The following is a 23,204-nucleotide window of genomic DNA, read 5'->3' as shown; positions in this document are numbered from 1 at the left end:
TTAGTGACCGGCGTTCGGGCTGCCTCGAGGCCGATGACCACGGGTGGCCGGCGCGTGGGTCCAACTGTCCGTCGCAGCGCTGGTTGCTGATGGACAGCCATCCCCGGTGTTGCTGGTTGGGGTGGGCTCCGAGGGTGCATTTTTGCGGGTTGGATGTGCCCTGAGCATGCGCTACGCCCGTCAAAGCACATCGCGATCGTAGGCGGGCCCGGCCTGTTGCGGTAGCCACGCAAACAGACACACGGCGTTTCCCGCCCGGCAACAATCAAAAACCGATCAAGGGCTTCACCCACCGGAAAGTGCAGCCCTTTCACTGCGTACGTTATCTACGGACAATTACCCACACTCACGCCCGGTCATTCGAACATCGGCTCCGTTTCTGGCAACGAACGTAAGCGGGGCAATTGATACCGATGTCGCTCCATCTTGTTGATTGTTGTTGCCGAGGCAACATGGTGAGTTCGCTCGTGGGGCTACTAGCCCTCGATGTCCGAGTCTACGATCTGTCCTGACGGTGCCGCGCAAGCGATGTGTGTGATGTCGCTTGAGCGCGCGGCCACCATCGTTCTCCGAGTTCGGGAATCATGCTCAACGATCTCGATACTCGCCGCTGAATAAAGCAGGCACCCGTTGCTATGAGTTCGGTGCTTATCGTCGACTTCGTAATTTTCCAACCGAAGGCAATAATCATGTCGCAGAAAATCCTGATAGTGGGTGCCGGCTTCGCTGGAGTGTGGGGTGCACTAGGCGCGGCTCGCGTGCTCGATGGTGCAGGCGTAAGGAACAGTGACGTTGAAATCACCTTGATCTCCCCGAAGCCGGAATTGCAGATCCGCCCACGGTTGTACGAAAGCGAGCCGCAGCAGATGGCTGCACCGCTGCGTCCGCTGCTTGACGCCGTGGGCGTGAATTTTCTGGAAGGTAGCGTCGAAGCGATATCCGTTCATGACAAGACAGTAAGTGTCGTGTCGGCCAACGAGTCGACGCGTTCGCTCGCCTATGACCGGTTGCTGTTGACCAGCGGCAGCAAGTTGAACAGGCCGCCGATTCCGGGCCTGGCGGAGTACGCATTCTCTGTCGATCGCATTGAAGACGCGGTAGCGCTCGACAACCACTTCGCAGAACTGGCAAAACTGCCGGATTCGCCAGCACGCAACACTGTTGCAGTTGTCGGATGCGGCTTTACGGGTATCGAGGTCGCAACCGAATTGCCCAAGCGAATGCGCGATCTGTTTGGTGCTGACGCGCCAGTCCGTGTGGTTGTGATCGGATCACAGGACGATATCGGTCCCGATCTCGGCCCGAATCCGCGGCCGTATGTATCTGAAGCCTTTGACTCGCTAGGTGTCGAGACTGTGCTTGGATCCGGCGTGGTGTCGGTCGAAGCTGATGGGGTTCGCACTGCGTCGGGCACCCATATCGAAGCCATGACTGTGATCTGGGCGGGCGGAATGCGCGCCAGTTCGCTGACAGCGCAAGTTTCCTCGCATCTTGACCCGCTTGGACGCGTCGAGGTGACACCTGATCTTCGCGTGGCAGAAGCTCCTGAGGTATTTGTAGCGGGTGATGTTGCGCGGGCCCGAAGCGACGACGACGGGCACTATGCATTGATGTCCTGTCAACACGCTATCGTGATGGGGCAATTCGGTGGGCACAACGTGGCAGCAGACCTGATCGGCGTCCCGACACTGGAATACAGACAGCCGTTCTATGCGACCTGCCTCGACCTCGGCGAGTGGGGTGCGGTTTACTCGGAAGGCTGGGATCGACAGATCAAACTGACGCACGCCGAAGGAAAGGCGCGCAAACAGATAATCAACACGCAGTGGATTTACCCTCCGGCGCCGAACCGTACTGAAGCGTTGGCAGCGGGTAACCCGCTAGCTTCCCTCGGCTAACCTGTTGGTGCCCGCCCAAGCTGTTGCGTTGGGCGGAATGGTCAGCGCCGTGCGGCAGCGGCAACGAACGTCTTCAACAGACAATCACGCGCTGCTGCCGCACAACGGGCGTTGAGTCAGTCAACAACGGTCACGATATTGACGCTCCCTTGTCTGGCCATCTTTGCATACGGGCACAGGCGTTCCGCGCTTCGAACCATCTCTTCCGCCACGCGCCGGTCAACGCCCGGCATCCGGACCCGGAGATCGATAACCAATGCATAGCCTCCATCCATGGGATCACGACCAAACGAAACCTGCACCTCCACGACGGCATCGCTGATCTCCATTGCAGCGCGCTTCCCAATCAGGTTTAGCGCCCCGTGAAAACACGCGGCAAAGCCCGCCGCGAACAACTGCTCGGGATTGGTGCCGTTACCGGGTCCGCCGAACTCGGTGGGTAGCCGCAGTTCCACGACAAGATTTCCGTCATCTGAACGCGCCACGCCAGATGCACGACCGTGTCCCGTCTCGCCACCAGAAACGGTGACAGTCGTTGTGTACAGGGAATGAAAATCACGGCCCCGATACCTGTCGAGGAGGGAAAGCGGGGGAGCTTGCAGCTTCTTGTCGTCCATGGTGCGGTCTCGAGTTCAGTGATACGCGTTCCGGCTCTCAGGCGTCAATTTGTCGAAGCCTGCCCTACCAGGGCGGGCTGCACCTGCAGGAGCAAGCACGGTCTCCGGGACTTCGAGAAATTGCATGGAACGAACAATCGTATAGTAAATGAGGCGACCTCTCGCCCACCCAGATTTCTTGGGGGGCGACGGGGCAGCGCCGTCCCCATGGTAGATGAGCGCGGATGGCAACGGTAGCGCCGTCCAGGGAGACATGATGTTTCCCGTTTGGCACCAATCCAAATTGGTCACACGAAACCGGAGTGCCTCGTCACGAATTCGACACGGCTGATTGGCAATTTTTTTGCAACAGGCAAGTGCTAGACTGCTACACGCCAGATTTCAGTGTGACGGCGCCGCATGCGAAATGCGTCCACCTCGACGAGTATTAATATTCGGGCGTCAAACTTCTGTGGCTATACGAAGGTCGGGCGAGACAGTGCGGAATAGGAAAACCCTGTAGGGAATTCCTGTAGGGAAATCCTGACACTCTTTAATGCAGTCGCTGGTATCTGTCCAGCTGAAGGTTGCGTCCCGGACTGTGGCGCGAGGGTCGTCCCGGGCTGCATTCATAGGCGTTTCCCGTCTTGCCAGGGCAGCGTCAATCACGGTCATTTCATAGCTGCAACACGATAGTCGTCGTCGCCGCCAGAACGCATGCTGGCGCCCCGGACGGCTTACCCGTTCATGTGTCAGTAGTGGGGCCATCAATGGATCAACCGGATACATCGCAGCGCGGCTTTCGCGTTGGCTTACCAAATAACACCGACGCTTTGTCTACCGGTTTCGCGACGAGCTACGCGGGGATCATCGCATTCATGGCGGTCGCGACCGAGGGAAGCTTTGCCAAAGCCGGGGAGCGATTGGGCGTCGGACGCTCGGCAGTCTGTCGAAATGTTCAGAAGCTTGAAACGCAGCTAAGCACTCGTCTGTTTCTCCGAACGACAAGGACCACAAACCTGACGCAGGAGGGCGAAAGATTTTTCGAGAACTGCAACCGCGGCGTGACCCATATCGTTGAGGCAATGAACGACCTGCTGGATCTCCGCCAAGGTCCACCTCGTGGCTTCGTTCGAATCCGCTCGACAGTTGGATTTGGACGCAAGGTGGTTGCTCCGTTGCTTTTCAAGTTTTCCGAGGTCTACCCGGATATCGCGGTAGATCTGAGCCTGGATGACAGGCCAGCCGATTTCGCTGCAGAGCAGATCGATGTTGCGTTTCGCGATGGTCGCATCGAGGACTCCAGCATCATCGCGAAACAGTTGATTCCCATGCAGATGGTGCTCTGCGCGTCCCGTGCCTATGTCGAAGAGCGGGGACTGCCGTCTACGCTGGGAGATCTGGCGCAGCACGACTGTATCAATTTGAGATTCAGCGGTCGCGTCGTAGAGTGGGATTTCAAGGTCGACGGCCTCATGCGAAAGTATTTGCCAACCGCCAGATTGACTTTCAATGATGCAGATCTGGTATTGCAGGCAGTCCTGGAAGGTCGCGGAATCGCCCAGATGCCGGGGTATCAGATAGGTGATTACATCGCGAGCAATGAACTTGTCATGGCCTTAAGGCGATATGTGCCGGACGACCGGGGCCACTACATCTGCTATCTCTGCCGACAGAATTTGCCGTCACGCATTCGCGTGTTTGTCGATTTCATGACGGAGGAGATTCGGGCGCTCAACCCGTTTTGTCTGGGAGAATTCAATCCGGACTTTTTGGAAAGTGTGCGTCAGGCCTGAAGGTATTCATTGCAAATCGGCCTATCCATTTACGTGCACTTGCTCAGCCGCCCGGCTTGAGCGAGCTGCGTGCCGGGATCGAACCAGGTTTCGATATTCACGTGCCGTTATTTTCTCGCCGGCTCGCGTCATCATCTTCATGATCGAGCTTCCTCACACAGTTTTGTGGGCGATGCATAGCGTCTAGCTGAAACGCAAGCGACGCAAATTCTCCGATGTCTTTCTACCGAGCGAGCCTCCGGTGACGAGATCACGCAGCCTCACTGACTTCTGGAGCAATACCGTGGCGGCACCTATTGGTGTCTACGCGGCAACAGTGAGTGTTCTGGTGCGTATCTACCGAGGTGGGGACTCGGCGCCTACTATTCCGACATGGCTTCATGATCGAATCGATTGAGTTGAAGGTCGTTGAGGTCGTTAGTGGAGAGTGCCATGTTTCGTCTCGGACCCCTATCGGTGTTTGTAAGCTGGATCATGCTATCCGTGGTCAGTGTCGGACTTGCAATTGCTGTTTCGTTCAGCGGCATTTTCTGAAGTCTGATACCGGCCTCCCAGATCGCGATCTTCCTGACAGCCCATTTGCCGGCGGCGGGTGGAAGTAAATCACCGTTATGAAGTGATCATTTTTCCTGAGGGGAGCCTCCTCGGAAGGACTCGCTTTGTCTTCGGTCCGGGGAGAGTGATTGGCTCTTCGGTGCGTTTATGAACGAGGTTCCTGGCGGTATTGAACCTATCACGGATATGACATTGGCGGCTCGCCATGGAAACTCCACATATTGAATGGCTCGTAGCGTCGCTGACGTTGATCAGCACAGAGCGCGCTATCGCAATTGGCGCCCATCTTGTTAGTGAGCGTGACGGCTATATGCACCACGGAATTTATGCGGGGAATGGGCAGGTTATTCATTACGGAGGTTTTCATCATTCCGCGAAACGGCACCCCATTGAATACATTCCGTTGCACGGCTTTGCAGCAGGAAAAGGCATACAAATTCAGCCTGAACCAGGCGCCATTTATACCGGCATTGACGCCGTGGAGAGAGCCAGATCCCGCCTCGGCGAAGACCGGTATCAGTTGCTGACCAATAACTGCGAACACTTCTGCACATGGTGTGTATTAGGCGTCGCGCGTAGTGAGCAGGTACGCCGGTGCTTAAGGAATCCGTGGACAGGTATCAAGATGCTGTTTGCGCTTGCGAGTGGAGAATGCATGCCCTCCGTGTCCGCGCGAAGCGGACTCGTCGGGACAATCACAGTTTAGGTCGCGCGGCATGATGCCGAGGCCGCAACAGATGTACTCCGTGATTCTCAACGAAGAACTCTTTTACTCAACGATCTGATAGGCCAGAAAATGAGCATTCAGTCAAACACCAGACAGCGCGCTTCACGCGCACTGAAACTGGGTGTGTCGGCGACGTTCGCGGCGGTGCTATCGGCGTGCGTGAACTACGCCGGTATCCACAGCGACGCGAAAACGGCTGAGCCGCAACAGTATGCGACGCAGCAAAGCCTTCCCGCCGAACAAGGCCATTGGCCCGCCGCCAACTGGGCCGACCAGTTCGGCGACGCGCAACTAAAGGCGCTAATTGACGAAGCGTTGAGGAGTAGCCCGACGCTCGACCAGGCGCGTGCCCGCGCCGCGGCTGCATCGGCATACAGCGAAACCGCCAAGGCGAGCACAATGCCGCGCGTCGACGCGAGCTACTCGCTCGCGCGTCAACAGTTATCGAACACAACATTCCTGCCGCCTCCATTTGGCGGCTCGTGGCAGACGGAGAACACGGACCTGCTGAGCGCTTCCTATGACCTTGACCTGTGGGGCAAGAACCGTGAAGCGCTGAAAGCGGCAATCTCGCAGCTTCAGGCGAGCCAGGCCGACGCGGAAGTCGTCAAGCTGACACTGACGACCTCGATTGCCCGCACGTACAACCAGCTTGCGCGTCTCTATGTGTTGCGCGATATCGCGCAACAGGAAATCACGCAGCGCGGGCAGATCGACCGTATCACGGCGGGCCGCATCGCGACCGGCCTGGAAACGGAAGTCGAACGCAAGACCGCGCAAGCCAATCTTGCGACGAGCCGCGCTGCGCTGAAATCGCTCGACGGGCAGATCCTCACGACGCGCTATCAGATTGCCGCGCTGCTCGGCGCGGGTCCCGACCGTGGCCTGCAGATCGCGCGCCCGGCGCTCGGCACAGGCGACGAAGTGCGCCTGCCCGATAACCTGCCCGCCGATCTCGTGAGCCGCCGCCCGGAAATCATCGCTGCGCGCTGGCGCGTCGCCGCGATGACGCACGACGTGAAGGAAGCGAAGGCCGAGTTCTATCCCGACATCAACCTGAGCGCCGCAATCGGGCTCGACGCTTTCGGCTTCGGCCGCTTTCTGACGGCGGCGAGCCGCACGGCATCGGTCGGTCCGGCAATCCACCTGCCGATCTTCGACGCAGGCGAACTGCGTGCGCAACTGAAGGGCCGCTATGCCGATTTCGATTATGCCGTCGCGACCTACAACCAGTCGCTCGTGACAGCGTTGAGCGAAGTCGCCACGCAACTCGCCGACGTGCGTTCGACGGATGCGCAGCTTATCGATGCACAGACCGCGCAAGACGCCGCCCGCAAAGCCGCCGAACTCGCGCTTGTGCAATACAAGGCCGGTCTCACGAACCAACTGACCGTGTTGAACGCCGACGTCAACGCGCTTTCCGCCAATCAGAGCGTCGCGAACTTGCGCATGAACCGCCTCGATCAGCAGATTGCACTGGCTTCTGCATTGGGCGGTGGTTTCGTCGACACCTCGAACGCAGACTCCGGCGCAGCGCCGCGCGCCGATGAATCCGCATCCAACACGCCTGTCGTCGCCGCGCGCTGAGCGGCTGCCTACCGAATCTGTCTGGAGACTTGAAATGAGCGAAATCGATGCAACGGAGCGCCAAACGACCCAAGCGGCGGGCGCGAAACATGACGCGGCACAGACGAAACCTTCTGTTGCAAACGAACCCAACACACGCAAGCGCGAGCTGCTGCTCGCGCTGCTCGGCGTGGCTGTCGTCATGTCGGCGGCGGTTTATGGCGCGTACTACACGACCTATGCGCGCTACCATGAATCCACCGATGATGCGTACGTCAGCGGCAACCTCGTGCAACTGACGCCGCAGGTGGCAGGCACCGTCGTCGCCGTGAATGCCGACGATACGCAGATCGTGAAGGCGGGCGGTCCTGTCGTTACGCTCGACAACGCCGATGCGAAAATCGCACTCGGCAACGCCGAGGCAACGCTGGGGCAGACCGTGCGGCAGGTGAGCAGCCTGTACGTGAACAACGATTTCTATGCGGCGAACGTCGCGCAGAAGCAGTCCGATCTGACCCGCGCGCAGGACGATCTGCGCCGCCGCCAGGCCGTCGCCGATACGGGGGCCGTGTCGGCCGAAGACATCGCGCACGCGCGCGACACGGTAACGGCCGCGCGGGCCGCGCTCGACGCCGCGCGTCAACAGGCGGAAGCCAACCGCGCGTTGACCGATCGCACGACGATCGAACAGCACCCGAACGTGCAAGCCGCCGCATCGAAAGTGCGTGATGCGTATCTCGCCTATGCGCGCAACACGTTGCCTGCGCCCGTCACGGGCTATGTCGCGAAGCGTTCGGTGCAGGTCGGCCAGCGCGTGTCGCCGGGCACGCCGTTGATGGCGATCGTGCCGCTCGACGGCGTGTGGATCGATGCGAACTACAAGGAAAGCCAGTTGCGCAACATGCGCATCGGTCAATCCGTCACGCTGACGGCCGATGTATATGGCGGCAAGGTTAAGTATCACGGCCGCGTCGTCGGCTTCTCGGCGGGTACAGGCAGCGCGTTCGCGAGCTTGCCGGCGCAGAACGCGACGGGCAACTGGATCAAGATCGTCCAGCGTCTGCCCGCGCGCATCCAGCTCGATCAGAAGGAACTCGAAGCGCATCCGCTGCGCATCGGCCTGTCGATGGATGTCGATGTGGATACGCGCGACAACACGGGCCCGCAGCTCGGCGCGGCGATGAACACGTCGTATCGCACGGATGTCTTTGCCGAATACGGCGCGCAGGCAGATGCCGAGATCGGGAAGATCATCGCGCAGAACATTGTCCCATTGCATGCGGGGTCCACGGGCAACGCCGTATCGTCGATGCCGTCCGCAAAGCGCGACGCAAGCGACAAGAGTGGCCCCAAACAGCGAGCAGGTTGAATCGCATCCCGGGGCGCGCCTCGTAGTCGCGCCCTGGCTTATTCAATAGTCTGACAGGCCAGATCAATGCGCCGGGCCTGTCGAATACTTCAGACTGGAAGCGAGATGAATTCCCCAATGCAACTTGCACCGCCTCCGCTGACAGGCGGAAAGCTGATTCTCGCGACAATCGCCGTCGCGCTCGCGACGTTCATGAACGTGCTCGATTCATCCATTGCCAACGTTGCGATTCCAACCATCTCGGGCAACCTCGGCGTATCCGTCGACGAAGGCACATGGGTGATCACGCTGTTCTCGGCGGCCAATGCCGTCGCGATTCCGCTGACGGGGTGGCTCACACAGCGCGTCGGCCAGATCAAACTGTTCGTGGCTGCCATCGTGCTGTTCGTGTTCTCGTCGTGGCTGTGCGGCATTGCGCCGAACCTGATCGTGCTACTGGCTGCGCGTGTATTGCAGGGCGCCGTCGCGGGCCCGCTGATTCCGCTCTCGCAGGCGATTCTGCTCGGCTCGTATCCGAAGGAAAAGAGTTCGACGGCGCTGTCGCTTTGGGCGATGACAGCGACGGTCGGGCCGATCGCGGGTCCTGCGCTGGGCGGGTGGATCACCGATAGCTACAGTTGGTCGTGGATCTTCTACATCAACATTCCAGTGGGCCTGTTTGCCGCGGCCGTGACGTGGATGATCTACCGCGACCGCGAGACGCCGGCGCGCAAACTACCCATCGACAAGGTCGGCCTGATGTCACTTGTCGTGTGGGTCGCGTCTCTGCAGATCATGCTCGACAAAGGGAAGGATCTCGACTGGTTCAGCTCGCCCGTAATTTGCATTCTTACGGTCGTCGCGGCGGTCAGCTTCCTGTTCTTCCTGATCTGGGAGTTCACGGAGAAGAACCCGATTGTCGATCTTCGCCTCTTCGCAGGACGCAATTTCCGCGGCTGCACGATTGCGATCTCGGTCGCGTACGCGGTGTTCTTCTCGAACCTCGTGATCTTGCCGCAGTGGATCCAGGGCTATCTCGGCTATCGTTCGGTGGATGCGGGTCTCGTGACCGCGCCGCTTGGGATTTTCGCTGTGCTGCTTGCACCCGTGATGGCGAAGATCATGCCGAAGTCCGATGCACGGGTGCTCGCGACGCTGGCCTTCCTTGGCTTTGCCTGCGTGTTCTTCATGCGCTCGCACTACACGACGGGCGTCGACCCCTATACCCTGGTGCTGCCGACGCTGCTGCAAGGCATTCCCATGGCGCTCTTCTTTACGCCGCTTACCGCGATCATCCTGTCGGGGCTGTCACCCGACAAGATTCCGGCGGCCGCCGGCCTGTCCAACTTCGTACGCGTGTTCGCGGGCGGCGTCGGCACGTCATTGATCGCGACGGGCTGGAACGACCGCACGATCCTGCATCATGCGCAACTCGCCGAACAGTCGGGCGTGAACAACCCCGACTATATGAGCGCCATCGCGAACCTTCACGCGACGCTCGGCGGCGGCATGGACCAGGCCGTCGCGTTTTTCGAACGCTCGCTGAATGCGCAGGCTGCGATGCTCGGGTTGAACGACATTTTCTGGCTCTCATCAATGATCTTTATTGTGATCATTCCGCTAGTCTGGCTCACCAAGCCCGGCAAGGGCGGCGCTGGGGCGGCGGGCGCTCACTGAGTAAGACCACTTCACATACGCGAGGAATTCAATGAAGCTACTTTGCCGTTTTTTCTCTGCCACAAGCCTGTCCATCCTTCTGGCAGCGTCAGCCGTTGCGCAGCCGCCGACCGACTTCAAGCTCTCGAGCCCCGACATTGCTTCGGGCGGCAAGATCGATAACAAATTCGTGCTCCACGCTTTTGGCTGTGCCGGTGAAAACGTGTCGCCCGCACTGGTCTGGAAAAATGCGCCGGCGGGGACGCGGTCGTTCGCACTACAGGTATACGATCCTGATGCGCCGAGCGGTAGCGGCTGGTGGCACTGGACGGTCTACAACATTCCCGCAGCCGCTACACAACTGCCGCGAGGCGCGGGCAACGATCCGTCCCGTTTGCCCGTGGGCGCCAATCCCGGCATGAACGACTTCCAGGACACTGGCGCGGCAGGAGCTAACGGTAACTATGGTGGCCCCTGCCCGCCGGTAGGCGACAAGCCACATCATTATGTCTTTACGTTGTATGCGTTGTCCGTCGACGATCTCTACGCCGCAACGGGCATTCCAAAGACGGGTACCGCTGCTCTGCATGGCTTTGCACTGAACAAGGCGTTGGGTGACAAGGTGCTCGGCAAGGCGTCTTTTACTGCCTACTACGGCCGGTAACTTCCTCGATACATCAAGCACGCGGCGTTATGAGTTGCTGTCGTCGTCCGGTGGCGCAAGCGCGACGACGTTCTCAATTCCGCGCCGCGCCATCTTGGTGTAGGGACAAAATCGTTCCGTGTGGCGCACCAGTTCCCCGGCGACGGCGCGCTCGACACCGGGCAAGCGGACCCGGGTGTGCGCCGTCAACATGAACAAACCATCGACCGGGTCGCGGCCGAAGTCGACCGTGACGTCCACGGAGGCACCGGGAATCGGAATGCCCGAGCGCGCTGCAAGCAGACTCAGCGCGCCATGAAAGCAGGCCGCGTAACCCGCCGCGAATAGTTGCTCCGGATTGGTGCCGCCGCCAGGGCCACCCAGTGCCTCCGGCATTCGCAAGTCGACTGCGAGCTGACCGTCATCGGAGCGGGCAATGCCCGACGCACGTCCGTGACCCGCTTCGCCGCCTGTTACGGTGACAGTGGTCGAATACAGCGTTTGCGCGCCTTGCCCGAAATACTTGTCGAGCAATGTCAGCGGCGGTGGACGCAATGTTGTCATAGCGCGCCTCGTATGTGCTTGACAGTGTTTACCGGACTGGCCGCAATTAGCGTGCCGTCTGTACAGGAAGCATCTTAGGCCTGCCCTACGTCATGCGGTAGGGCCGCCGAGGGACCCGCTGTGTTGCATCAGAAACATCAGTCAACACAGCGTCGTTCGGAGCGTCATCATTCGACGGCCGATAACGTCGTCATTGTCGTCAGACAATGCAGATCGAGTGCTCTCGTGTGCTCGGTCATGTAATCGATGAACACACGGATGCGGGCCGGAAGATGCTTGCGGCTGAGATAGCAGAGGTAGTGGCCGCCGTCTTCGGGTGCATTCTGAGCGAGGCAAGGGAGGAGTTTCCCGCTGCCGATCAGATCACAAACCTGATAGGCGGGTAACTGCGCGACGCCCTGTCCATCGAGCACCGCCTGCAAAATCAGATCTGCGTCGTTGAACGTGTGTAGCGCGACAGGCTGGCACCGCTGCGCGAGGCCGTCGACCTTGAATTCCCACGCCCTGACGCGGCCGGACGCCGTCCGGAAGTTGATGCAGCGATGATTCGCCAGTTCATCGACATGGCGTGGCAAGCCGTGAATCCGCGCATAGGCGGGCGATGCACAGACAATCATCTGCATCGGAATCAACTGCCGCGCGATGATTCCGCTGTCCTCCATGCGTCCGTCGCGAAACGATACGTCGACGCGATCGGCAGTGAAGTCGGCGTCGGCGGGGTGATCGTTCAGCAACAGTTCCAGGGCGATCTCGGGATATTGCTTGTGAAAGCCTCGCAGCAGCGGCGCGACAATCTTGCGGCCGAAGCCAGGCGTCGAGCCGATGAGCAGATGGCCGCGCGGCGGCCCGTTGCGCAGCTCCCGCATGTCTTCCAGCGCCTGGGCGATGCGCTCCATACCTGGCTGGCAGTTCTCATAGAAGAGTTCGCCCTCGCGCGTCAGCGACGTACTGCGAGTCGTGCGCAGAAAGAGACGCGTGTCGAGCTGGGCCTCGAGTTTCTGCACGTTGCGGCTAACCGAGGAACGACCGATGCCAAGGCGATCGCCCGCGCGGGCAAAGCTGCCTTCGCTGGCAACGGCCAGAAAAGAAACGACGCCAGCGTAACTGGTCGCAAATCTGCTTGCAAACGGATCGTCGGCGCCGGCGGCGGGGGAGCGTGATGGGAAAGCCAAGATGGGAGCGCGGGTCGGGGAGTCCATGCTAGGCCAGACGTATCAGCACCGTCATTTGTGACATCGTGCGCAGTTTTTTTTCGGTGGATGTGTGAGCGTGCGGACGGCCTTACTTTCCCGGTACGAGGCGCTTTGTGGACGCACCTGTAATCAATGCGCGAAAAGTTTTCTCTCTTCTCCACTGATTACGGCGTCGTTCATCGCTATTATCGGCTCGACGTCGAAGCCCGCCACACGCCACGCATCGATACCGCCAGTGAGCGGCAACGCAAGCTTGACGCCGGACAGTCCCAACCGCTTGGCCATCCACGCGGCAGAGACTTCGTTTGGACACGAACAATAGATGACGAGCGTCCGGTTCACCCCGTAGCGCTCCACGATCTGCGGCAGTTTCCGTTCATCGGCAAATACGGCGCCTGGAATGACAAACGGATCGAGCATTCTCCGTTCAGCGGAGCGGATATCGAGCAGGATTGGCCGCGGATTGTTCGCGAGCAATGCATGCAATTCGCCCACGCTGATCCGCGCCTTCTCGAGCGCTTTTGCCAGCATGATTCTCCGGCAGTATCGATACAACACGTAAAGCACCAGTGCGATGCCGATCACGATCAACGCCTGCCAGCCAAGATGGGAGATAAGTACGAAAACCACGTCGATCTGCGACGCGAATAGCGCACCGATAGCCAGTCCGACCGATACCCACAGCGCAACGCCCGTGCAATCATGCAAGACAAAGGAACGCAACCTGACGCCCATCGCGCCGCACAGCGGCACGGCAACGAGCGACAAACCAGGTACGAAGCGCGCAACGACCAGCACGCGGACTCCCCAGCGCCCAAAGAAGCGCTCAGTTTTCCTGACGCACGTTTCGCGCGAAAGCGACAATTTGCAAACGGTATGGAGCGTGCGTTCGCCGTATCGCTTGCCACCCTGAAACCAGATCAGGTCGCCCAGCACACCCCCAATCACAGCGGCGCCTAACATCGTCGCGAAATGCAACAAGGTCGATGACGCAGCGTGCATGGCGAGCACCGTGCCAGCTCCAACGGTGATCAATGTCGGTATGACAGGCAACGGCAGGCCAAGCGAAGAACCCAGCACATTCAGGAATACGACCACCATTCCGTACCGTGCGATCAATTCATGCGACAACATGGTGCGCTCCTTGTGACTTGCATGTACCCGTCCTGAAGATTGTTCATCGCTCCGCCTAATCCGGGCTGCCCAACGTTCGCCCCATACTGACCGTGCAGGAACGAAGAACGCCATCGCCCGACCACAACTCGCTGCAACGCCAGTACATAAACAATGCGGCAATCTGCATGTCGCTGAAGTAGCCATGCAAGCTCGGCCACACTGCGTCCGGAGCAGACTGCCGGACCATGGCCGCGAGATGTTCGGCCCAGGAAAGCACCGCTTTCTCACAGGGAGAAAACACACCGGCGCAGCGCCATGCGCCGATGTTCTCGGCTTTTGCAGCAGACACCCCTGCCTTACGGGCACGGCAAAGATGATGTTGAACGCACAACAAACAACCATTGATTTGTGAAGCGCGCAGATCAAGCAGCGCGATCAGGCTTTCGTCAAGCGTGTTGGTCGCAACAAAACAAGGAGTATTTCGCGACACCGCCGCGTCCGGCATCAGACGGGTGAAGTCCTGATACGACTCACCGGATGCATGTAACGCCCTGCCGCCGCGATCGTCATATGACCGGACTGTCGTCATTCTGGTTTGCCATGACGCCGCGTCATGATGCAGTCGAGACATGAATGTTTGATTCATTTTTGCTTGACCACCAGAAATAGAACGACCGAGGGAGGGCGTCGATACGCGCTACTTTGCGCCAGACAGTTCTTCCTCTGGCGAGCGTTTCAATGGCGGCAAAGCTTCGTTGCCCGGCCCGGCGATTTCGTTGACATCCTGCCGATAGCGGTGCACGTCCCGCGTGACGAAGCCGATTTCGCGGCTCGGGATATCGAACCACTCGGGGTGTCCGAACGAACGGCGAATATCCTCCAGACCGCTCGCCCAGTGCTCGCGCATCGTATCCTTGCTGAATTCATAGTCTTTGTAGTGCCCCTCGAACGACTTGTTCTTGTAGATCAGGTGCACGACATTAACCGCACTACCATCCGCCGTTTTCTGTGCTTCCCGCAACAACGGGTGCGCAAGCCGTACCTTTTCGGGAATGTGCTCGAGTAGCGTCTTGATCATCTGCGCGTGCTTCTGGTTCTGCGACATGAACGCGGTGATCGCTCGCGTACGGCTTGAATATTGAATGTCCTTGGTGCGCTCGCTGACGTCGAGGAAGTCGCCAGGCAGCTTGCCTCGCGAGCTCCACAGATCGATCTGGAAAACGAGTGTGTCCTTATGCTGGCTTTCCTTGATGATCTCGGTGAGTGGCGTGTTGGAAACCAGCCCGCCGTCCCAGTAGAACTCTCCATCGATCTCGACGGCCGGAAAACCCGGCGGCAGCGCGCCGGATGCGATGAAATGCTCCGGTGCCAGACGCATTGTCGAATTGTCGAAGTAGACGAGATTGCCCGTTCGCACGTTGACCGCCCCAACGGATACGCGAATATTCCCGTCATTGATGCGATCGAAGTTTGCGTAGCGCAAAAGCGTTTCGCGCAACGCCGACGTGTCGTAGTAGCTAACCTGGTCAGGACGTTTCCTGCCGAGCCCTGCGAAAGGCACATTCATGCGCGGGGAGAAGAACCCCTCCTGACCTTCCACCAGCGTACGCGTCGCGGCCCATGCGCTCGACCACCTGCGCCCCATATTTTCAAGTCCCGGCCACGCTGGAATGCGCGCACCGATATGCGAGAAGAAATCCGCGGGCTGACTGATCGTGTTCCAGAAGCCGCGCAGCGCCTCCACCCGATCCGCTGGCGCATTGCCGGCGATGATCGCCGTATTCAGCGCACCGATGGATACCCCGGATATTCGCGTCGGTTCCACGCCGACTTCGGCCATACCTTCATACACGCCGGCCTGATATGAACCCAGTGCGCCGCCACCCTGCAGCACGAGTCCAATTTCGTCATATGCGGGGAGCTTGATGCGATGGGGCTGCTGCAACTTGTTACGCTGGCTCGGATACATGGTTATCTCCTTACTGCATGAACCAGCCGTGGCTGACCACAATCGATTGTCCGGTAAGCGCGCTCGACTCGAAGCCGGCGAGGAATGCAACCGTGTTCGCGACATCGTCTAGCGACGTGAATTCGCCGTCGACCGTCTCCTTCAACATGACGTCCTTCACGACCTGCTGCTCGGAGATTCCCAAGGCTTTCGCCTGCTCGGGGATCTGCTTGTCGACCAGCGGGGTTCTGACGAAGCCCGGACACACGACATTGGCGCGCACGCCACGCGGTCCGCCTTCTTTTGCGACAACCCGGGCGAGACCGAGCAGCCCGTGCTTCGCGGTCACATACGCCGATTTAAGCTGCGACGCCTCATGCGAATGCACCGAGCCCATGTAGATCACCGCGCCACCTTTGTTCGACGCGTACATATGCTTGATGGCCGCCTTGGTCGTCAGGAACGCACCATCGAGGTGAATGGCCAGCATCTTCTTCCAGTCGGAAAACGCGTAGTCCTCGATCCGGTTGACGATCTGGATGCCTGCATTCGACACGAGCACGTCGATGCCGCCCAGCCGGCTCACCGTTTCTGCCACACCCGCGTTGACCGCTTCTTCGCTGGTTACGTCCATTGCAACAGCGATTGCTTTACCGCCGTTAGCAACGATATCTTCAGCGACCTTTTGAGCGTTCGCGAGATTCAGATCCGCGATCACGACCATCGCGCCGTCTGATGCGAGCTTGCGTGCGCACTGCTCGCCGATACCGCTTGCTGCACCCGTAACGAGCGCGACTTTGTCCTTCAATGCCATATGTCCTCCGGGAGCTTACTGGTTGACTGCGAGTTTCAACGACTCGGCAGGGGTGAGGTAGTCATAGACCACTTCGCCGACGTCGAGCGTGAGATTTGCAATGATGTGACGTGCGCCGATCACCTTGCGAACCGGCAGGTCGGCCACCGATGCGAGTGCGTGCGGATGTAGCTCGAGCGCGGCAGGTCCCTCCCACGCGCCGATCACATCGACGTCACGCAGGAAGAAGCGCACCAGTTCGCAAATACGTACCGAGCCATCGACGTGGGGAATGACCTTGAGCAGGTAGTTGGGCGTGTCGGCGATCTTGCGGCGCTCGGCCGCCGTGTCGAGCGCGCAATACTTGTAGCCCATCGTCCCGGTGGCGATGCGCTGCGTTCCGTAGTCGAGCGTGCCGAGCAGCGTGTCCTTGCCATCGACGCAGAGCTTCGGCGAAGCCAGCTTCTTGGGAAACCCCCAGATTTCGCGTCCGCCCGCGATCGGGCCTTCGTCGTCCAGATACATCGCGTGCGTGAAGTTGGCGCGATTGCCATCCTCATCCAGCACCGAGATCACCTGGCCGCTTTCCGTGTAGTCGCCGAACCCCGACGAATCGGGCATGCGGATAAATTCGTAGTGGACGATTGCGTTGTCGACCGTCAGCGGTTCCGGAACGACGGCCTTAAGCGCATCCATATCCGTTTCGTACGAAATGATGAAGTATTCCCGATTGATGAAGCGGAAGGGAGGACGCGGATACGCCGGATTGTGTACGGGCATCGCAAAGGCGTTGTTGCGGATATCTTCTTCTGTCACGGATCGTTCCTCGGTTGGTGAGGTGCTGCGTAACGCGCATCGCGACAGCGTTTGCTGCCGCGACCAATGACGTGCGCACGCGAGGCAGTGAAGACCTGCTGTGCGCGTTTGCACGTTTCTTTTACGGTGTCGTGTTTTCCGGCTTGCATCAGGCCGCGTGTGCGGCCACCGTCAGGACAAAGCGTAAGCGTGGTCGTCTTGCAGCAGTAGCCCCGCAAAGGAGTCCACCGTGTTGTCTCGGCGACAACAATCAACGACAGTAGGACAGATGCATAGCGCCCATCCAGATCGCCTGCAGGTCTCGCTTTGCGCGCCCCTGTTGCGACTTCGGCAGTGCATTGCGCACATAGCCCATCTTGTGAAACCAGCAGCGCTGGCCGCGCGTTGCAGGAAATACTTCCGCCAGCGCTGCCCAGAATCCCATCGCGCATTCATTGATGCCGCCCCGGCGCGGCGATCAAATCAGAAAGGGCTCCCGAGGTATTCAGCCAGGCGAACCAGCATGCCATCGCATCGCACCAACTGCTCAAGCGTAATGAATTCGTCCGGCTTGTGTCCTTGATCCATGCTTCCCGGTCCGCAGACCACGGTGGGAATGCCCACCTGCTCGAACAGTCCACCCTCGGTACCGAAAGCTACTGTACCGAACTCGGTGGAACCAGTCAGCCATGCAAGCAGGCGCGCCGCCTCGCTGTCCGGCGAGGTGGCCAATCCCGGGTAGGCACTCAGCGACTGCAGGCTAATACCGGTGTCGGGCTGCACCGAATGCATCTTCGGCAGCAACTCGGTCTCGGCGTAGGTCTGCAATTCATCCGCCACTTTGTGCGCCTGGAAGCCCGGTAAGGCGCGCACCTCGAAATCGAACTCGCATTCAGCCGGCACGATGTTCAACGCACGGCCGCCCTTGATCAAGCCGGTCTGCACCGTCGAGAACGGTGGATCAAAACGTCGATCGTGATGATCCGACTGTGCCAGCCGCGCACCGATCTCGCCCAGCCGGCCAATCAGGCGCGCCGCATATTCAATGGCGTTGACCCCATAGGGCGCGTAGGCCGAGTGACAGGCCGCCCCCTTCACCTGGCAGCGCATGGCGAGCTTGCCCTTGTGGCCCAGCACCGGCTTCAACCCGGTAGGCTCGCCAATCAGGCACAGGCGCGGCTTGTGCGGACGCTTTGCCAATTCCGTCAGCATCGGCCGAACGCCCAGGCATCCCACCTCCTCGTCATAGGAGAAGGCAAAGTGCACCGGCAGCTTCAGCGCCTGCTTGAGAAACACCGGTACCGCCGCCAATACCGAGGCGATGAAACCCTTCATGTCAGCCGTGCCGCGACCGTACAAGCGCCCATCGCTCCCGGTGAGACGGAACGGCTCGACCGTCCAGGCCTGCCCGTCCACCGGCACCACGTCGGTATGGCCGGACAGTACAACGCCACCGCGGTCGCGAGGGCCGATGGTGGCGAACAGGTTGGCCTTGGTACGCTCCGCGTTATAGAAAAGCTCGCTCTCCACGCCGAGTTCCACCAGGTAATGCTGGATGAAAGCGATCAGTTCCAGGTTGGAGTCCCGGCTGACTGTCGCGAACCCGACCAGCCGTTCAAGCAGATCACGGCTGGACATTTCATTCATCGCCAGGCACCCCGTAGCTGGGCGCCGCGGTCGGATTCAACGCGCGAGCCAGGTAGTCCTGCATCTGCGGCCGATAGGCTTGCCAGAGCGTATCCAGTTGACCGATGGGGTCTTCATCCGCCCAATCGACTCTCAGATCGACGATCGGCCAGCTCACGTCTCCTGCTATCTCGAGCGCCGCCGAGTGCACGGGCCCCGCTTCACCACCGGCTGCCATCGCGGCATGCATGGCCGCCAGCAGACGCTCGGCGAGCATGCCGGGCGTATTCTCGAACGCTTGCACCATCGCCTCGATGACCTGGACGCCGGCCAATAGATTGCCCGCGGCTACGCATTGCTCACCTGCGACAGCGCTATGCACGCCCAACGCTTCTTCGCCGCTGAAGAACGCGGTGCGGCCCAGGCTATCGATCGCCGTCACCTGCCGATACTGAGGCCAGCCGTTGGCGCCGAGCGCCCGGTCCAGGGCTGCCGAGGGCTCGATCGGCTGGTTTTCGAGGAGATCGAGAATCTGCGAACCGAGCGCCGGCAAGGTCACGTTCTGGGTCGCCACCGCACCCACACCCGCACGCACCCAGGGGCATCGAGCACCCACCGCGATGCTGGAAGAGCTGATGGCGATCCCAAGCTGTCCGGTTTCCCGGCAACGTCCGACGATAGAGAATGTCATGTCGTGTTCCTTAGACCTGATCGGGCTTCCAGCCATCCGGAATCACCGCGATCACATCGATCTCCATCAGCCACTGCGGTTGGCCCAAGGCGCTCACCACCAGGCCGGTGGAAATAGGGAACACACCCTTAAGCCACTTGCCCACCTCCTGGTACACCGGCTCGCGATAACGAGGGTCGATCAGGTAGGTCGTGGTCTTGACGATATGAGACATATCGCTGCCCGCCTCTTCCAGCAGTTGCTTGACGTTCGTCATTGCTTGCTTCGCCTGCGCGCCGGGGTCGCCGAGTCCTACCAGGCGGCCTTCGAAATCGGTGCCCACCTGACCGCGCACATAGACGGTGTTGCCGGCGCGCACGGCCTGACAGAGATCGTTATCCAGCGTCTGGTTCGGGTAGGTGTCCCTGGTGTTGAACATGCGAATACGCGTGTGCGTAGGTTGGCTCATCAATGCACCTCATTACTCAGAAAAGGAAACTGCCTTGCAGATTTCGTGGCCGTCTTCCGCCTCGCGTTCCGAGGCGTCACGGTAGGAAAGATATTGGCGCTGCGTGACGATGTGGTCGGCAACATGCCGCGCATCGTGCCAAACGCCCCAGATGAAAGCGGAGCCACGACGCGACAGCCACGGCAGCCCAAGGAAATAAACGCCAGGCTCGGTGGACACGCCACGCTGATGCCGCGGCTTACCGTTCGCGTCGAATGCGTTGACCTGCAGCCAGCTGTAATCGACCGCATAGCCCGTTGCCCAAACGATGGCGGTCACGCCGGCCTCGGCCAGATCGAGTTCAGGAATGGGATGGGCCACGCATTCCGGATCGGGAAGCGTGTGGCGGGCCTCAGGTTCTTCTGGAAGGTCGAGACCATTGCGGGCAACATAGGCATCGGCTGCATTGAGCAGCGACAGATAGTTCTCATCGCCGCGAGCGAGGTTGTCAGCGAGATCCGATTCGAAACTCATGACGCCGTCACGGAACGATTTCGTCAGGCCAACCAGCGTCACCCCCTGATTGGCGAGGCGCCGGAAGTCAACTGTATGGCCACCACGCGCACCGCTGACTGCAATGGTGACGTGTTCCTTTCCAGGTCTCATGACCTCCGCGTCCCATTCGCCCAGCACGCCCAGCCACCAGCAGAAGTCACGGTTGCGATAGCTGCGTGGAGGACGATCGTGCGGCCCAACCGAGAGGTAGACCCGCTTGCCTGCGCGCTGCAGTTCATCCGCGATCTGCACCCCCGACGATCCGGCGCCGACTACCAGAACCGCACCCTCCGGCAATTGATCAGGATTGCGATATTCCGCCGAATGGATCTGTGTGAGTTTCTTCTCGCCTTCAGGCACGATCGGCGGGATAACCGGGCGCTGAAAAGGTCCGGTTGTGACCACCACGCGTCTGGCCTCGATCACGCCGTTGGTTGTTTCAACAGTGAAGCCCGGCCGGCCACCATTGCGCACCACCTTCGTCACTTCCACACCCGTGCGGATGGGGGCATTGAACTTCCTCGCATAGGCTTCGAAGTAATCCGCAACCCGCTCTTTCGAGGCAAAGGCGTCGGGATCGAGATCGTCGAACTCCATTCCCGGGAAACGATCGTGCCAGGCCGGACCATTGGCAACCAGCGAATCCCATCGTCCCGTGCGCCACCGCTCGGCGATACGATCACGCTCCAGAACGAGGTGGGGCACCCCGAGTTTGCTCAGGTGTTCACTGATGGCCACGCCGGCCTGCCCGGCGCCAACAACAAGCGTATCGATTAACGCTCTTTCAACTGTCATGGTTACCTCCTTCCAGGATCTACCGATGAAGGAAATCTACGCGGAATCACATCATCTGAAAAACACATTTAAAAAATGCAAGGCATCTGTTTTAACTATGCAAAAGGCGAGATAATCGGCCTGGAGACAAGCGTCGTGTTCAGCGCTTACAGAATGATTTTTGCTCAAGGGGACAGTTCAATGGAAAGCCCGCTGCTTCGGTATTCGCTGCGCCAGTTGCGATACTTTGTTGTGACGGCAGAAGCGCTGTCGTTTACCGGCGCGTCGAAAGTCCTGCACATTTCGCAGCCCTCGATTTCTACGGCGATTGCCGAACTGGAGGAATCCTTTGGAGTGCAACTGTTCATCCGTCACCACGCCTCAGGACTTTCCCTGACTCAGGCGGGGCGCGAGATGCTCGGCAAGACACGTGATCTGCTAAAGAACGCGGAGGAACTGCAGGTTGCAGCGCGCGGAATGGACACCGGCATATCGGGCGGCATTGCGCTCGGCTGCCTGGTCTCGCTTGCGCCGCCGCTGCTGCCGGGCCTCATCAGCCGCTTTGTCGCCGAACATACCGGCGTGGTGTTCCAGACGCTGGAGGCGCATCAGGAGGATTTGTTCACGAGGCTGCACGACGGATCGCTCGACCTCGCGCTGACCTACAGCATCGATCTGACCGACGAGATCGAATTCCTGCCGATGCTGACTTTGCCGCCGTACGTCATCTTGCCGAAAAATCACCATCTGGCTCAGCATCGCTCGATCGCGCTCGCGAATCTCGTGGGGGAGCCCTATGTGATGCTCGACTTGCCTCATAGCCGCGAATATTTTGCGGCGTTGTTCGACGCGGTGGGCGAGCGTCCGGTCCCGGCGTTCAAGTCTGCGCAACCCGAGGTGGTACGCGGCATGGTGGCGAACGGTCTGGGATACAGCATCCTGAACTTTCCGCTCAAATCGACCCATACCGTGGACGGTGAGGATTTCGTCGTCAAACGGTTCAAGGACGACGTGGCGGCGGCCACGCTGGGCATCGCGCAGTCGCGCAACATGAAGCCGAGACAGGTGGTGCGGCGCTTCGCATCGTTCTGTGAAACGCAGATAAAGAAGCAGCACACGAAGCGCTGAACGCTTGCGCCGAAGCCCCTCTCGACGGGCAGTTTGCTTCGGCGCAGGGCGTGAGTTAGAACGAGTAGATGAACTGCGTCGCGAGGATGTCGTTGGACTTGCCGTACGAACCGTCGTTCTTCAGGAACACCTGCTTGTTGGCCCAGTCGTGACGATATTCGACCTTCACAGTAATCTGCTGGGTCGGATAGAACAGCACGTCGAGCGCCACGTCCTGGTGGATCGCACCCTTGCACTCGAAGCCAAGGCCGCCGTTCGCCTTCGAATTGGCGAGACAGTCCGCGCCGATACCGAAGCCGTCCGCCGTGTCCATGCCATTCGAGTTCAACGCGACGCCACCACCACCGCCGCCGTTCTTGCTGTCGACCAGCACGTCATAACGTGCCGTCGCGCCCATGCGGCCCACCACCGGCAGCGAGAACTTGCGGTGCGCGAGCAGCGAGAGGCCGTACCACTGTGCCTGGCCGCCGTTGAACGCCGCGTTCTGCTGTTGACCGTAATCGACTTCAGCGTTGTACTGGACGTCAGCCTGCGTGTAGGCCAGATCCGCTTCGCCGAAGAAGAACGTGCCAAAGGCGCTAGGCGCCTGGCCACCCACGCCATACACCGGAATCGTGTTGCCGTTCACGTTCTGCGTGGCGGCCGACAGCGTCTGACGGCCGATATTGAACGAACCGCCAATATCCAGCGCGCTCGACCACGTGTAGTCGACACGAGCCGTGAACGTCGGGATCTTGTTGCTGCTGGTGATCGGATCGCCCAGCGCGTTGGTGCCGGTCTGCACCACCGAGCCATACGTGCGGTACTGC

21 protein-coding genes and 1 pseudogene are annotated in these 23,204 nt (G+C 60.0%); 8 read left to right on the top strand and 14 right to left on the bottom strand.

Features of this window, described 5'->3' with window-relative positions:
• The first annotated feature begins 689 nt into the window (after positions 1 to 689).
• On the top strand, positions 690 to 1,898 hold the full coding sequence (locus tag PQR67_RS04265) for an NAD(P)/FAD-dependent oxidoreductase (RefSeq protein ID WP_408454897.1): 1,209 nt from the start codon (positions 690 to 692) through the stop codon (positions 1,896 to 1,898).
• Positions 1,899 to 2,014: 116 nt separating this feature from the next.
• Here PQR67_RS04265 and PQR67_RS04260 read toward each other — a convergent pair whose 3' ends face one another.
• Positions 2,015 to 2,515, bottom strand: a complete 501-nt coding sequence (locus PQR67_RS04260; protein WP_408454894.1) for an Ohr family peroxiredoxin — start codon at positions 2,513 to 2,515, stop codon at positions 2,015 to 2,017.
• Positions 2,516 to 3,264: 749 nt separating this feature from the next.
• On the opposite strand from PQR67_RS04260, the gene PQR67_RS04255 reads away from it, so the two are divergent.
• The 6 genes from PQR67_RS04255 to PQR67_RS04230 all read left to right on the top strand — a co-directional run bounded on the left by PQR67_RS04255 (position 3,265) and on the right by PQR67_RS04230 (position 10,806).
• Entirely contained in the window at positions 3,265 to 4,290 is a 1,026-nt protein-coding gene (locus PQR67_RS04255) for a LysR family transcriptional regulator (protein ID WP_408454891.1), read from the top strand.
• A gap of 760 nt (positions 4,291 to 5,050) precedes the next feature.
• Positions 5,051 to 5,551: a lecithin retinol acyltransferase family protein gene (locus PQR67_RS04250; protein WP_408454888.1), complete on the top strand. Its 501-nt coding sequence runs from the start codon at positions 5,051 to 5,053 to the stop codon at positions 5,549 to 5,551.
• A gap of 90 nt (positions 5,552 to 5,641) precedes the next feature.
• Positions 5,642 to 7,159: an efflux transporter outer membrane subunit gene (locus tag PQR67_RS04245; RefSeq protein WP_408454885.1), complete on the top strand. Its 1,518-nt coding sequence runs from the start codon at positions 5,642 to 5,644 to the stop codon at positions 7,157 to 7,159.
• Positions 7,160 to 7,193: 34 nt separating this feature from the next.
• Complete coding sequence (locus PQR67_RS04240) at positions 7,194 to 8,507, top strand: HlyD family secretion protein (protein ID WP_408454882.1); 1,314 nt, start codon at positions 7,194 to 7,196, stop codon at positions 8,505 to 8,507.
• Positions 8,508 to 8,612: 105 nt separating this feature from the next.
• On the top strand, positions 8,613 to 10,163 hold the full coding sequence (locus tag PQR67_RS04235; RefSeq protein ID WP_408454880.1) for a DHA2 family efflux MFS transporter permease subunit: 1,551 nt from the start codon (positions 8,613 to 8,615) through the stop codon (positions 10,161 to 10,163).
• Positions 10,164 to 10,194: 31 nt separating this feature from the next.
• Positions 10,195 to 10,806 (top strand): YbhB/YbcL family Raf kinase inhibitor-like protein, encoded by a 612-nt coding sequence (locus PQR67_RS04230; RefSeq protein ID WP_408454877.1) that lies wholly within the window; start codon positions 10,195 to 10,197, stop codon positions 10,804 to 10,806.
• A gap of 27 nt (positions 10,807 to 10,833) precedes the next feature.
• Here PQR67_RS04230 and PQR67_RS04225 read toward each other — a convergent pair whose 3' ends face one another.
• The 12 genes and pseudogenes from PQR67_RS04225 to PQR67_RS04170 form a co-directional block, all read right to left on the bottom strand.
• Positions 10,834 to 11,349, bottom strand: a complete 516-nt coding sequence (locus PQR67_RS04225; protein WP_408454874.1) for an Ohr family peroxiredoxin — start codon at positions 11,347 to 11,349, stop codon at positions 10,834 to 10,836.
• Positions 11,350 to 11,516: 167 nt separating this feature from the next.
• Positions 11,517 to 12,548: a LysR family transcriptional regulator gene (locus PQR67_RS04220; RefSeq protein ID WP_408454871.1), complete on the bottom strand. Its 1,032-nt coding sequence runs from the start codon at positions 12,546 to 12,548 to the stop codon at positions 11,517 to 11,519.
• Positions 12,549 to 12,671: 123 nt separating this feature from the next.
• Complete coding sequence (locus tag PQR67_RS04215) at positions 12,672 to 13,676, bottom strand: DedA family protein/thiosulfate sulfurtransferase GlpE (RefSeq protein ID WP_408454868.1); 1,005 nt, start codon at positions 13,674 to 13,676, stop codon at positions 12,672 to 12,674.
• Between the two features lie 55 nt (positions 13,677 to 13,731).
• Positions 13,732 to 14,304 (bottom strand): carboxymuconolactone decarboxylase family protein, encoded by a 573-nt coding sequence (locus PQR67_RS04210; protein WP_408454865.1) that lies wholly within the window; start codon positions 14,302 to 14,304, stop codon positions 13,732 to 13,734.
• A gap of 51 nt (positions 14,305 to 14,355) precedes the next feature.
• Entirely contained in the window at positions 14,356 to 15,627 is a 1,272-nt protein-coding gene (locus PQR67_RS04205; protein ID WP_408454863.1) for a DUF3734 domain-containing protein, read from the bottom strand.
• Positions 15,628 to 15,637: 10 nt separating this feature from the next.
• Entirely contained in the window at positions 15,638 to 16,420 is a 783-nt protein-coding gene (locus PQR67_RS04200) for a 3-hydroxybutyrate dehydrogenase (protein ID WP_408454860.1), read from the bottom strand.
• 15 nt (positions 16,421 to 16,435) lie between these two features.
• Positions 16,436 to 17,215 (bottom strand): acetoacetate decarboxylase, encoded by a 780-nt coding sequence (locus PQR67_RS04195; RefSeq protein WP_408454857.1) that lies wholly within the window; start codon positions 17,213 to 17,215, stop codon positions 16,436 to 16,438.
• A gap of 274 nt (positions 17,216 to 17,489) precedes the next feature.
• Positions 17,490 to 17,645, bottom strand: a pseudogene (locus tag PQR67_RS04190) (IS256 family transposase); the annotation flags it as partial.
• A gap of 32 nt (positions 17,646 to 17,677) precedes the next feature.
• The gene (gene argE, locus PQR67_RS04185) at positions 17,678 to 18,841 is read right to left on the bottom strand and encodes an acetylornithine deacetylase (protein ID WP_408454855.1); all 1,164 of its coding nucleotides are present in this window, start codon (positions 18,839 to 18,841) and stop codon (positions 17,678 to 17,680) included.
• Positions 18,834 to 19,511: a DUF1028 domain-containing protein gene (locus PQR67_RS04180; RefSeq protein ID WP_408454852.1), complete on the bottom strand. Its 678-nt coding sequence runs from the start codon at positions 19,509 to 19,511 to the stop codon at positions 18,834 to 18,836. Before PQR67_RS04180 ends, argE begins: the two co-directional genes overlap by 8 nt.
• A 10-nt stretch (positions 19,512 to 19,521) precedes the next feature.
• Positions 19,522 to 19,959, bottom strand: coding sequence for a RidA family protein (locus PQR67_RS04175; RefSeq protein ID WP_408454849.1), 438 nt, complete (start codon positions 19,957 to 19,959; stop codon positions 19,522 to 19,524).
• 12 nt (positions 19,960 to 19,971) lie between these two features.
• Entirely contained in the window at positions 19,972 to 21,288 is a 1,317-nt protein-coding gene (locus PQR67_RS04170; RefSeq protein ID WP_408454846.1) for a flavin-containing monooxygenase, read from the bottom strand.
• Positions 21,289 to 21,468: 180 nt separating this feature from the next.
• Between PQR67_RS04170 and PQR67_RS04165 the strand changes: the two genes are divergently transcribed.
• A complete protein-coding gene (locus PQR67_RS04165) occupies positions 21,469 to 22,395 on the top strand; it encodes a LysR family transcriptional regulator (protein WP_408454843.1) in 927 nt (308 codons plus the stop codon).
• Between the two features lie 55 nt (positions 22,396 to 22,450).
• Here the strand turns inward: PQR67_RS04165 and PQR67_RS04160 are convergent.
• Positions 22,451 to 23,204 (bottom strand): DUF3138 family protein (locus PQR67_RS04160; protein WP_408454840.1); only part of this gene is annotated, 754 nt, incomplete at its 5' end.

Origin of the sequence: Paraburkholderia fungorum (assembly GCF_046026025.1) — a bacterium.
Classification (GTDB): domain Bacteria; phylum Pseudomonadota; class Gammaproteobacteria; order Burkholderiales; family Burkholderiaceae; genus Paraburkholderia; species Paraburkholderia fungorum_E.
The sequence above is the reverse complement of the archived record's forward strand: the minus strand, read 5'-3'. Positions and strand labels throughout refer to the sequence as shown.